This is a genomic window from Lapillicoccus sp. (genome assembly GCF_046595215.1).
Classification (GTDB): Bacteria; Actinomycetota; Actinomycetes; order Actinomycetales; family Dermatophilaceae; genus Lapillicoccus.
Window position 1 is genome coordinate 1 of record NZ_JBKJPP010000021.1, and the last position, 12,087, is coordinate 12,087.

General features: G+C 72.4%; 10 protein-coding genes. 7 read left to right on the top strand and 3 right to left on the bottom strand.

Annotated elements, in window-relative coordinates:
- The 3 genes from ACLL9L_RS02030 to ACLL9L_RS02040 form a co-directional block, all read left to right on the top strand.
- The coding region (locus tag ACLL9L_RS02030) for a hypothetical protein (RefSeq protein WP_411282975.1) at positions 1-289 on the top strand (289 nt) is incomplete at its 5' end.
- 129 nt (positions 290-418) lie between these two features.
- The gene (locus ACLL9L_RS02035) at positions 419-1,060 is read left to right on the top strand and encodes a response regulator (protein ID WP_411282976.1); all 642 of its coding nucleotides are present in this window, start codon (positions 419-421) and stop codon (positions 1,058-1,060) included.
- Between the two features lie 197 nt (positions 1,061-1,257).
- Entirely contained in the window at positions 1,258-2,562 is a 1,305-nt protein-coding gene (locus ACLL9L_RS02040; protein ID WP_411282977.1) for a sensor histidine kinase, read from the top strand.
- 280 nt (positions 2,563-2,842) lie between these two features.
- On the opposite strand, the gene ACLL9L_RS02045 is transcribed toward ACLL9L_RS02040, so the two are convergent.
- From ACLL9L_RS02045 to ACLL9L_RS02055, 3 genes are read right to left on the bottom strand one after another with little or no spacing between them, the layout of a single operon-like run.
- On the bottom strand, positions 2,843-5,224 hold the full coding sequence (locus ACLL9L_RS02045) for a DUF3488 and transglutaminase-like domain-containing protein (RefSeq protein WP_411282978.1): 2,382 nt from the start codon (positions 5,222-5,224) through the stop codon (positions 2,843-2,845).
- The gene (locus ACLL9L_RS02050; RefSeq protein WP_411282979.1) at positions 5,221-6,474 is read right to left on the bottom strand and encodes a DUF58 domain-containing protein; all 1,254 of its coding nucleotides are present in this window, start codon (positions 6,472-6,474) and stop codon (positions 5,221-5,223) included. Before ACLL9L_RS02050 ends, ACLL9L_RS02045 begins: the two co-directional genes overlap by 4 nt.
- A gap of 28 nt (positions 6,475-6,502) precedes the next feature.
- On the bottom strand, positions 6,503-7,495 hold the full coding sequence (locus ACLL9L_RS02055) for an AAA family ATPase (protein WP_411283011.1): 993 nt from the start codon (positions 7,493-7,495) through the stop codon (positions 6,503-6,505).
- 353 nt (positions 7,496-7,848) lie between these two features.
- Here ACLL9L_RS02055 and mraZ point away from each other — a divergent pair, with 353 nt between their 5' ends.
- The 4 genes from mraZ to ACLL9L_RS02075 all read left to right on the top strand — a co-directional run bounded on the left by mraZ (position 7,849) and on the right by ACLL9L_RS02075 (position 12,075).
- Positions 7,849-8,280: a division/cell wall cluster transcriptional repressor MraZ gene (gene mraZ / locus ACLL9L_RS02060; RefSeq protein ID WP_411282980.1), complete on the top strand. Its 432-nt coding sequence runs from the start codon at positions 7,849-7,851 to the stop codon at positions 8,278-8,280.
- 192 nt (positions 8,281-8,472) lie between these two features.
- Positions 8,473-9,453: a 16S rRNA (cytosine(1402)-N(4))-methyltransferase RsmH gene (rsmH, locus tag ACLL9L_RS02065; RefSeq protein ID WP_411282981.1), complete on the top strand. Its 981-nt coding sequence runs from the start codon at positions 8,473-8,475 to the stop codon at positions 9,451-9,453.
- Positions 9,450-10,013 (top strand): hypothetical protein, encoded by a 564-nt coding sequence (locus tag ACLL9L_RS02070; RefSeq protein ID WP_411282982.1) that lies wholly within the window; start codon positions 9,450-9,452, stop codon positions 10,011-10,013. The genes rsmH and ACLL9L_RS02070 overlap by 4 nt, the downstream gene beginning before the upstream one ends.
- Positions 10,014-10,275: 262 nt before the next feature.
- Positions 10,276-12,075 (top strand): peptidoglycan D,D-transpeptidase FtsI family protein, encoded by a 1,800-nt coding sequence (locus ACLL9L_RS02075; protein ID WP_411282983.1) that lies wholly within the window; start codon positions 10,276-10,278, stop codon positions 12,073-12,075.
- Positions 12,076-12,087 lie beyond the last annotated feature (12 nt).

Sequence of the window (12,087 nt, forward strand, 5' to 3'; positions counted from 1 at the left end):
TCCTCCCGGGCCGGTGCTGCGGCGGACGTTCGCCCGACTCCTTGCCGAACCCAGGCCGTGGGCCGGCGACGACCTCGGCGACCTGCTCGAGTCCGTCATCCGCCTGCACCGGGTCGCTACGGCTGATGTCTCAAGGCCGGAGCGTCGCCGCACCGCATCGGCTGGCGTCGCGCCGGCGCCCGTCGAGCTGCTCGTCAGCAGCGCCATCCAGGAGGCGTACCGGACGCTCACCGACCTGCTCCAGCACGTTGGTGGATCGGCGTTCGCAGCGACGGCGGTTCCTGCCTGAGGAGACGGCACACCGTCCACCATATGAGACTCACATAACGGATACCGCCGTCAATCGCGCCATCTCGTGCCGATACTCAGAGCACAGGAAGCTGGGCGGCGGGAGACAGGTATGACGGTCGGTGGCTCCGTGGAGCTGACACGAGTCCTTGTGGTGGACGACCACAGCACGTTCGCCGAGATGCTGGCCACGGTGCTGAACCGGGAGCCGGACCTCGTGAGCGTCGGCCATGCGACGTCGGGCCAGGCGGCGGTCGCCCTGTATGAGGACCTGCGGCCGGATCTGGTCACCATGGACCTCGAGCTCAGCGGTTCGGCCGGCGGTGGCCTCGAGGCCACCCGGGCCATTCTGGCCATCGACCCGTCAGCCAGGGTGGTGGTCCTGACCGCCCATGCCACGGCGACGTTCGTCGGGCGGGCCATGGACGCCGGCGCCTGTGGGTTCGTCGCCAAGGACGGCCACCTCGCCCAGATGCTCTGTGCCCTGCGGGCGGTGCGATCGGGCCAGGTGCAGGTCTATCCGGGCCTGATGTCCGAGCTCCTCGCGCTGCAGCGGGAGGAGTCCGTGATGCTCACGATCAGGGAGCGAGACGTGCTGCGCCTCATGGGCCACGGCATGGACGTCCACTCGATCGCCAAGGAGCTGGGGATCAGCGTCCACACGTGTCGTGACCACGTCAAGGAAGTGCTGGCCAAGCTCGGGGCGCACTCCCAGCTCGAGGCTGTCGTGATTGCTGTCCGCAGGGGGATTCTCGAGATGGAGCGGAGCTGACCGTGGGGGGCGGCCACGCCCTTCGTGTCCCTCGCGCCGGTGACCGACCGCCAGCGAATGAGCGACTGCCTGTCGGGGAGCACCTTCCAACGGGTGAGCACCTTCCGGCCGCTGAGGGGCGTTCGGTCGCTGACCGGTCTCGGCTGGGTCACCTGAGGCTCACCGGGCTGGCCGAGCGCTCCGAGGTGCGGGCGGCGGTGCTGAGGTTCCTCGTGATGGGGCTCCTCTCGGTGGGCGTTGTCGCGGTCCCGACCCTGTGGTACATGCAGGGTGTCGCCGAGCAACATGCCCTCGCCGTCGCCGTCACCGCGGCGGACCACATCGCCAGCCGGCTCATCGCCCCCGTCCTGAGCACCCGGGCCCTGTCCGGCGACCGGGAGGCTCTCGCGGCGATCGACGCGGTGGTGTGGCCTCGGCTGCGGGACGGGTCGGTCAAGCACATCAAGGTCTGGGACACGGCCGGCACCGTGCTCTACTCGGACGAGAGCCCGCTCATCGGGCGCCGCTTCCCCGTCCCCGACTGGTTCGCCGACGTGGTCTCCACTGGCCGCGCCCAGGCCTCCCTGAGTGAGCCCGACAAGGTGGAGAACCAGCTCGAGGCAACGGAGGGCACGGAGGTCGAGGTCTACACGGCCTTCCGGGCAGCGACGGGGGAGCAGCTGGTCTTCGAGTCCTACTTCCCCCCGGAGGCGGTCACGCGCGAGGAGCACGAACTGCTCGTGCAGCTCCTGCCCGCGGCGTTCGTCGCGCTCGTCGCCCTGCATGTCACGCAGCTGCCGGGGGCGGTGCGCCTGGCGCGCCGGGTGCAGCGGGGTCAGCGGGAGCGGGGGCACCTGCTGGCCCACGTCGCGGCGTCGACGGACATGGAGCGGCGCCGGCTGGCCCGAGGACTGCACGACGACGTCATCCAGGACCTGGCCGGCGTCACCTACCTGCTGGAGTCGGTGGCCGACGACGTCGGGACCGCCGTCCGCCCGGCGGTGCGGACCGCAGCGGAGACGGTCCGTCGGGATGTGGCCATCCTGCGGGGCATGCTCGTGAACCTCTATCCCGTCGATCTCGCGGCGATCGGTCTGCCGGCTGCGCTCGAGAGCCTCGCCGCCCCGTTGCGAGGCAGCGGGGTGCAGGTCGAGACCCGGATCGACCCCGACCTCAAGGTTGACCTGACGTTGGCCACCCTCGTGCACCGCGTCACCCGGGAGGCGTTGGCGAACATCCGCAGGCACGCCGGTGCGGCCCGCGTGACCATCGACGTGCACCGCACGCCGGAGGCGGTCACGCTGACGATCACCGATGACGGGTGCGGGTTCGAGGTGGGCTCACCCTCGGAGCCGGGCCATCTTGGCCTGCCCCTCGCCCGCGACGCGGTGGTCCAGGCCGGGGGCACGTTGGACCTCGGCTCCGCCCCGGGTCAGGGCTCGACGCTGACGGCGAGCCTTCCCACGGACTGGGGACCCTCTCCGGCTCGCCGGAAACCGCGACGACCTCAAGGTCACCCGTAGGTCTCCGCCCGACGATGGGCAGTGCGCCCACGCAAGTGTGTGCCGACCGTGCCCTTCCCCGAGCACGGTTTCGCGGGTGACTCCCACAGGTCACCCGGGAGGGCCCCCGTCCTGAGCCCCCGGGACGGGGGCCGTCCCACAGCGTGGTGGCCGCGGGCGAGGGTGCCGCACTCCGGCGCCGACCAAGGTATGCCGCACCGGCTCGCGGCACGCGCAGAGCGTGGCCTGTTGTGGTGGACGTCGTGGCCTGTTGCGGTGGATGCCGACGGCTCCGCCCGGCTCAGCGCCGGCGGGGGAGGCGTTCGACGTTGTCGTCGATCCAGCGCCCCGGAGCCCCGAGGACCCGGGTGACGAAGCCGCCCCACCACCGGACGCCGTCCCCGGGGAGCAGGAACGCGGTGACCCGCCGTCGGCGGGACCGGCCCACGGCGGCAGCGTGGGTGACCCGCCTGATCTCGTCGTGGAGGGTGACGGGGTGGGCGTCCGGCCGGGCGTAGCGGGTGCGTTCGAGGGTGGCCACGACGTGGCCCATCGCTGCCTCGGCGTCTTCGTCGAGGTAGGCCTCACGGACATAGTGCGAACGCCACTGCCGCAGGGTGCCGCCGGTCGGAGGGGACACCCCGAGGTCCCGCAGGCGGGAGACCAGCTCCTGCCACTGGGCCTCGGCCAGCTCTGCGCGGTTGGCGGCGCCCATCCGGCGACGCCGGTTGACGAGGTGGGCGGTGAGGGGCAGCACCAGAGTGGCGAGCAGGCCGAGGACCACGGCGAGCAGGGCCAGGTGTGAGCCGTCCTGCAGCCACAGCGCGGCCCGGTCCCAGAGCCCGAGCGTGCTCGCGGTGGTCGTCGTCGTGTCCTGGACGCCCCCGTTGTCCCGGGCGCCGGCGCTGGGTGCGTCGGTCGGGGTGGCCCCGGCGTCGGGGCTGCGGTCCTTGGGGAGGGTGCTCGCGCCCGCCGCCGCGGTGGTGTAGGCCGGCGCCGAGCCGGTGCGGGAGGCCGGGGTCGGCTCGAAGCGCAGCCACCCCGCACCGGGGAAGTAGAGCTCGGGCCACGCGTGTGCGTCGGCGGCCCGCACGGTGTAGACGCCGTTCGAGGAACTGCCCGGCAGGAACCCGATGGCCATCCGGGCGGAGATCCCCGCGGCTCGGGCCATCATCACCATGGCGGACGCGAACTGGACGCAGTAGCCCTGCTTGCTCACCAGGAACGCGGAGAGCGGGTTGGTGACCGCGGCGCCGTTGGCGTCGACGACGGGGCTGATCAGCTGCAGCGAGTAGGTGAAGCCACCGCTGCTGCGCAGCCATTCCTGGATGGCGGCGGCCCTGGCGTAGGCGGTGGTGGCCCTGGCCTCGGTTGCGACCTGGCTGATCAGCCGGGACACCAGCTCCGCGGAGCCGGGGTCGAGCGACTGGGAGGCGACCACCTCGGGGTCGCCCGCACCCGAGCTGCCGCCCGGTATGCCGTCCTGCAGCTGGGTGGGCGCCACGTTGACCTCGCGATAGGTCACGGTGTAGCGGTCCGGGCGCGAGGGGACGTAGAGGTCGCTCGTGCGCGGGTCGGCCCCCCACCCGGTGCCGCCGAAGTCGGCGGAGATGGCCGGTTGGGGGGCGGCGACGTGCGGGGGGTCGAGCAGGTTCTGCTCCACCGACATCGTCCGGTCGGTCGTCAGCACGTCGCTCGAGATGAGGGCGGTGGCCGGGAGGTCCTGCGTCCGGGGTGCGCCGCTCGGGCGGGTGCGCCATTCACCGCTGACGTAGTCGGAGGTCACGACGACCCGCAGCGGCGGGGGAGTGCCGGGCGCGGACGTGCGGTAGGTCAGGACCGGGTTGAGGGAGCCGTCCTGCAGGCTGCGGGTCAGGTCGAGGGTCGAGGTGAAGCCGACCCGGCCACCTCGGCCCTCGGCCGTGTCGCTGCGCCCGAGGCCGTCGAGGATGAAGCGGGTCGGCAGGTGCGGGACGAGCGCCGGGATGGCGAGGGCGCTGACGAGCGCCACGACGCCGAGCGCCCGGGCCGACGAGCCGTATCCGCCGAGGGCCTCGCCCTCGCTGTCGACGGCGTTCGTCGGCGTCCGGGGACTGGCGACCGTCGTCGACCACCGACGCACGGACCAGCGGCCCTGTCTGGAGATCAGCACGAGCCACGCGAACGCGGCGACGAGGAAGTAGCCGGGGGCGAGCGACGACCCGCTGTTGGCTGCCGCGGTGAGGAAGGCCACCAGCAGCGGCAGGCCCGCGGCGGCGGGCGCACCGAGGGTCACGGCGAGGTAGTCCACGAGCAGCGCCAGAGCGGTGACCGCCAGGACGATGACCAGCTCGACCCCGCGCGTGGTCGGGATCGGCGCGGCATACCGTTGCATGACGTCTGCGGACTCCCGCAGCAGCTCACCGAGCCGGCCCATGGCGTCCGGCCCGGGCAGACCCCACCAGAGCCGGTCGCCGGCGAACACGACGCAGACCAGCCAGCCGACGAGCAGGACCTGACCGGGCAGGACGAGAGCGCCCCGGGTCGTCAGCCGGCGCAGCCCGATCCCGGTCACGGCCACCGCAAGGCAGGTCCAGACGGCCGTGCCCACCCAGCCGGCGGTGACGGTCAGGGTCGTGATCCCGAGGACGGCCGCGAGCGTCGCCGCGAGGGCGACGAAGGCATCACTGGGACGGGACCTCATCGCGAGAGCACCCCTTTGCTCGTGAGGGCTGCCCAGACGTCGCCGACCCGGCTCCCGGAGGACACCGTCGTGGCGGACCAGCCGGCCAGACGCAGCACGTCGGCGTAGGCCGCGGCGGGCCCGGGCGGACCGGCCCGGCCGCCCTGGGTGAAGCTCGCCGTGTCGAGCACCATGGCGAGTCCGGTCCCTCCGGGCTGGCGCAACGAGGCGACCTGGCGCAGGACCTCCTCGTCCCGGTCCGCGAGGACGGCCACGACGAGGCCACCGGACGCCGTCACCTGGTGTGCGGCGTGGACGAGCTCCTCGAGCTCGTGCGGAGGACCGGTGACCGCCTCGGCGAGGATGTCGAGTGCCTCGTCCGTCCCGGTCTTCGTGGCCGCCTGCCCGTCGTGGACGGTGGCCGAGCTGATCAGGTGGACGGCATAGCCGGAGGCCGAGAGGTGGGCGACCGTCGACGCGACGGCGGTGACCGCCCACTCGAACGAGCTGGCGGTGCCGGTCCCTCGGTGGCCGTCGGCCCGGGGGTCGAGCAGGACGACGGCGCGCCGGCGGGCCGGGCGGTCCTCCTGACGCACCATGAGGTCGCCGGTCCGTGCCGAGGCGGGCCAATGGATGCGCCGCAGGTCGTCACCGTCGCGATACTCCCGGACCGACTGGTCGTCCTCCCCGTGCAGGGCGACGACGTGGGGGATCTCGCCCTCGGCGCCGACCCCGCTCCCGGGCGGTCGCCCCTCGGCGAGGGACTCGGTGCGGGGCAGGACGACGACGTCGCTGGTGTCCCCGACCTGGGCGAAGCGTGCCGTCAGACCGAAGGGGTCGCGCAGCTGCACGGTGAGCGGTCCGAGCGAGTGGCGGCCGCGCAGGTGGCTGCGCACGGCATACTCCACCTGCCGTTTCTCGCCGGGGGCCATCCGGCCGAGGAGGAACCGCGGCCGGTCGCCCAGGACGTAGTCGAGCCGCTCCTCGACGAGCAGCAAGGGGGTGCGCCGGGTCCCGGTGTTCTCCATGAGGACGACCACCGTTGCGGGCTGGTCGACGCTGACCCGGCGCGGGGCGAGGCGTCGATCGACCCGCACCGACGCCCGCTGTTGACGCGCCAGCACTCCGGTCACGACCGGCAGCGCGAGGAGCAGGACCCCGACCCGGCTGATGTCGGGGAAGCCGAGCGCCCACCCCGAGAGGCTGAGGGTGATCCCCGCAGCCACGAAGGCGCGACCGCGGGCGGTGAGGACGTCCGTGACCTGTCCCATCGTGGCGATCTCCCCAGTCCGTCGTCGGTCAGCGGGCCATGGGCGAGACCGGCACCCGGCGCAGGATCTCGCGCAGGACGTCCTCGGCGGTGCGCCGGGCCAGCTGGGACTCCCCCGAGAGGATGAGCCGGTGGGCGAGCACCGGGAGGGCGATCGTCTGGACGTCGTCGGGCAGGACGTGGTCGCGACCCTCGAGGGCAGCGACGGACCGGGCGGCGCGCAACATGTGGAGGGTGGCTCGCGGCGAGGCACCCAGACGCAGGGCCGAGCTCGCGCGGGTCGCGGTGCTGATGTCGACGACGTACTGGCGGATCGCCGGGCTGGCCCAGATGTCCCGGATGACCGTGATCAGCCGCGCCACGGTGGCCGCGTCGGTCATCGGCCGCAGGGCCGCGAGCGGCGACGCCCCACCATGGGTGTCGAGCATGGCGAACTCGGCGCTCGGCGACGGGTAGCCCATCGAGATCCGTGCCATGAACCGGTCGCGCTGCGCCTCGGGCAGGGGGTAGGTCCCCTCCATCTCGATGGGGTTCTGGGTGGCCATCACGATGAACGGCTTGTGCAGCTCGTAGGTCTGCCCGTCCACCGTGACCTGGCCCTCCTCCATGCTCTCGAGCAGGGCGGACTGGGTCTTGGGGGAGGCGCGGTTGATCTCGTCCCCGACGACGACGTTGGCGAAGATCGCCCCCGGCCGAAACTCGAAGTCGCGCACGTCCTGGTTGAAGACACTGACGCCGGTGATGTCGCTGGGCAGCAGGTCGGGGGTGAACTGGATCCGCCGGACCGTGCAGTCGATCGAGCGGGCGAGCGTCTTGGCGAGCATCGTCTTGCCCACCCCCGGCACGTCCTCGATCAGCAGGTGGCCCTCCGCGAGGAGGACCGTGATGGCCGTCCGCACGACGTCGTCCTTGCCCTCGATGATCGAGGTCATGGCGTCCGAGATCCGGCTAGCGACCTCGCGCACCTCATCCAGCGCCTCGGGGTTGCTCAGTGCCCCGCCCTCGCTGGCATGCTCCGCCACGTTCGTCACGCTTCCTCCCGCCCCTCGGCCCGCTGTCCGTAGATCTTCCCCCACTTCCCTCCACCGGGGGTAGGGGTTGCGTGAGGTCGGGGGGTCACCCAGCTCTCGGCACAACGCCCGCGCTCCCGTCATCGTGCCGCGACCGACCGTTCCGGTGTCACGAGGGGCCTCGCACAAGGTGGCCCGGTGACCTATGCCTCCACTTCCCTCCATCTCGGCTGACCTGCGCTGATGTCGCAAATGGGACACGACACGTCGCGATTCCGGGGTCGGTGTGGGGGAAAGTGGAGTACGGTGGGGCAACACGGAGCGCGGTGGACGCTGCCGGGTCGACCGACAGGAGGTGGCGCCAGATGTTCCTCGGGACGCACACCCCCCGTCTGGACGACAAGGGCCGCCTGTTCCTCCCCGCGAAGTTCCGGGACCGCCTTGCCGACGGGTTGGTCATGACCAAGGGCCAGGAGCACTGCCTCTACGTCTTCCCCGCCGACGGATTCGCGGCCCTCGCGGAGGACCTGCAGAAGGGGCCGACCTCCTCCAAGGCGGTGCGTGACTACGTCCGGGTCTTCCTCTCGGGAGCGTTCGACGAGGTCCCCGACAAACAGGGCCGGGTGACCATCCCCGCGACCTTGCGCGACTACGCCAACCTCTCGCGCGACTGCACGGTCATCGGCACCGGCAACCGCGTCGAGGTCTGGGACACCCCGGCGTGGGACGCCTACCTCGTGCGAAGCGAGCAGGCCTTCTCCGAGCAGTCCGAGGAGGTCATCCCCGGACTCTTCTGAGCGACCCGACGGGTCCTGGCATCCGGCCTCCAGCCGCTCGCCGTCCCGGGACGACTTCCCCCGTCCCGGGCCGAATGGGGAGAGACAACCCCGAGCGGATGGGGACCAGACCGCAGGACCCACCCGTCAGCACGACAGCACCCGCACCCGAAGCACCACCAGACGGTCCCCCCGGCCGGAGAGGCACTGCCCATGTCGACACGCGGGAACCCGCAGGACCGGCACCTGCCCGTCCTGCGCGACCGGGTCGTCGAGCTCCTCGGGCCGGCGCTGGCGCACCCCGGGGCCGTCTACGTCGACGGCACGCTCGGGATGGGCGGGCATGCCCTCGCGGTGCTTGAGGCTTTCCCGCAGGTGCGCCTCGTCGGCATCGACCGCGACACCGAGGCGCTCGACCTCGCGCGCGAGCGACTGGCGGCCCACGCCGACCGGCTGACCCTCGTGCACGCCGTCTACGACGAGCTCGCCTCCGTCCTGGACTCGCTCGGACTGCGCACCGTCGATGCCGCACTGTTCGACCTCGGTGTCTCCTCCCTCCAGCTCGACGAGGAGGACCGGGGCTTCGCCTACCGTGTCGACGCCCCGCTCGACATGCGGATGGACCAGGGCGACGGCGTCACGGCCGCTGAGGTGCTCAACACGTACGAGCCGGCCGACCTCGAGCGGATCCTGCGGGACTACGGCGAGGAGCGGTTCGCCAAGCGGATCGTGGGGGCGGTCGTGCGAGAGCGTGCCGCGCAGCCGTTCACCACGTCGGCGCGCCTCGTCGAGCTGCTCAAGGCGGTGGTCCCGGCCGCGTCGCAGAAGAGCGGGGGCCACCCCGGCAAGCGCACCTTCCAGGCGCTGCGCATCGAGGTCAACGCCGAGCTGTCGGCCTGGCAGTCCGCCCTGCCCGCGGCCATCGACGCCCTCCGCGTCGGCGGTCGGGTCGCCGTCCTCAGCTATCACTCCCTCGAGGACCGGATCACCAAGCGCACCCTCGCCGCCGGCGCGACCTCGAGCTCCCCGGCCGGCCTGCCGGTCGAGCTCCCCGAGCACGCGGCATACCTCACGCTGCTCACCCGCGGCGCCGAGGAGCCCGACCGGGCCGAGGTCGCCACCAACCCCCGCGCCGCCTCCGCCCGGTTGCGTGCTGCCGAACGCGTCCGACGCACGAAGGGATCCACTCCATGAGCCAGACCACGGGCCACGCCCGCCTCGCCCCTAGGCCGGCGGCGCGTAGAGCGCCGTCGGCTCCGCTGCGGGTTGTCCCGACGGCGATCCAGGAGACGGGCAACGGCGTCTTCGCCGTCCTGTGCATGGCGCTCCTGGGCGCCGGGCTCGTCGCCCTCCTCATGCTCAACACGGCGTTGGCCCAGGGGTCCTTCCAGGCCACCAGGCTCCAGGCGCAGTCGAGCGTGCTCACCGACACGCAGGAGCAGCTGAGCCAGACGCTGGACGACCTGCGCTCGCCCCGGACGCTCGCCGCCCGGGCGCAGGGGATGGGCATGGTGCCCGCCAAGAGCATGGCCTTCATCAAGCTCAGCGACGGGTCGGTCATCGGCGTGGCGGCCCCGGCCAAGGCGGAGCAGCGACTTAACGTGGTCACGACGCCAGCCGCACCCCCCCAGGCCCCGGCGGCGTCGACCGCACCGGCGGCGCCCGCCGCACCGGCTGGACCCGCCGCACCGGCTGCGCACCCCGCACCCCTTGCGCCGGCCCCGCCGGCAGCTCCCGCAACTGCATCGAGGTGAACGCGTGACGCCACCCCAGGGCCCCGGCGGTCGCGGCGGCGGCAGTGGCTCGGCGCATCCGCCACGCGCGCCCGAGGCCCGGCGCGCCGGGGAGGCGCACAGGACCCCGCCACCGCGCCGAACCGCGCCACCGCGCCGAACCCCGCCACCGCGCCGAACCCCGCCACCGCGGGGTGCCGCTCCCTCGCCCCGTGCCGCCGTCTCCCGGTCCGGGGGACCGCGCAGCCCCCGTGCTGCGCGCCGCCGCCGAGCCGTCGTCGGCGTGGCCAACCCCCGGCGCCGGATCCGGGCCATGCTCGTCGCCGCGATCTTCGTCTTCAGCATCTTCGGGGCCCAGCTGCTGCGGGTTCAGGCGTTCGACGCCGCCACGGTCCAGGCCGCCGCGCTCGGCAAGCGCCTCGAGACCAAGACCATCCCGGCACTGCGCGGGCGGGTGCTCGACACGGCCGGGGTCGTCCTCGCGTCGAGCATCGAGCGCAGGACGGTGACGGTGAACCAGACCGCCGTGCCCTCCTACCAGAAGACGATCGACAAGAAGCTGACAAGGGTGGGCGTCGCCGGTGCAGCCCAGGACCTCGCGCCGCTGCTCGGCACCACTGCGGAGGCCCTCGTCGCCCAGCTGAGCGGCACCGCCGGCTACCGGGTCATCGCCAAGGAGGTCACGCCGCTGGCCTGGCGCCAGATCGCCGCCCTCGGCATCCCCGGGATTCTCAGCGAGACGACGACGAGCCGCGTCTACCCCGCGAACCTGTCAGCGGCCCCCCTGGTCGGGTTCGTGCAGGCCGACGGCACCGCGGGCGGGGGTCTCGAGGTCATGCAGGACAAGGTCCTGCAGGGCTCACCTGGCAAGCAGGTCTACGAGCAGGCGCAGGACGGCACGATGATCCCGTGGGCCCAGCGCGAGGACGTGCCGGCCACCAACGGCAAGGACGTCAACCTCACCATCGACGCCGACCTGCAGTGGTATGCCCAGAACGCCATTGCCAACAAGGTCATCGAGAGCCAGGCGCTCTCGGGCTACGTCGTCGTCATGGAGGTCAGGACGGGCAAGCTGCGGGCCGTCGCGTCCTACCCGACCTTCGACCCGAACGCCCCCGGCAAGGCCGCCGCGGGGTCGCTGGAGAACCATGCGTTCCAGGACGTCTACGAGCCCGGGTCGACGGGCAAGGTCATGTCGATGGCCGCGGCGATCGAGGAGAAGGTCGTCCAGCCCACGACCTCGCTCATCGTGCCGAACCGGCTGCCCCGGGCCGGCACGTCCTTCAAGGACGACGTGGACCACCCGACGCTCAACCTCACCGTCGCCGGGGCCCTGGCGATGTCGAGCAACATCGGCACGATGCTCGCCACCGAGAAGGTCGCCCCGCCGACGATGGAGAGCTACTTCCGCAAGTTCGGGATCGGCCAGCCGACGGGGGTCGCCTTCCCCGGCGAGTCCCCGGGCCTCTTCGCCAAGTCCGGCGACTGGAGCGGGTCCCAGCGCTACACCACGCTCTTCGGGCAGGGCTACTCCCTGAATGCGGTCCAGGCGGCCGGTGTCTACCAGACGATCGCCAACGGCGGCGTGCGTGTGCCCCCCAGCCTGATCGAGAGCACCACGGGCGTGGACGGCATCGTGACCCCGTCTGCGCAGCCCCAGGGCCAGAAGGTCGTCTCCCCGGACACCGCGACCAAGGTCAGCACGATGCTCGAGGAGGTCGTCGGGCCGAAGGGCACCGCCCCCAAGGCGAAGATCGACGGCTACCGCGTCGCCGGCAAGACCGGCACGGCCAACCGGTACGACCCCGAGGTCGGCAGCTACAACGGCTACACCGCGTCGTTCATCGGCTACGCGCCGGCCGACGACCCGAAGTTCGTCGTCGCGGTCACGCTCCAGCGGCCGGTCAGCGGCCACTTCGGCGGTCAGCTGGGTGGCCCGGTCTTCAAGGACGTCATGACCTACGCCCTCCAGAAGTACGCGGTCGCGCCCACCGGCACCGTGGCCCCTGTCATCCCGCTCAGCTCCGACGGTGCGGCGTGGGACCCCAACGACCCCGCGGTCCTCAACGGCGAGAAGCGCTGACCGGTACCCTCG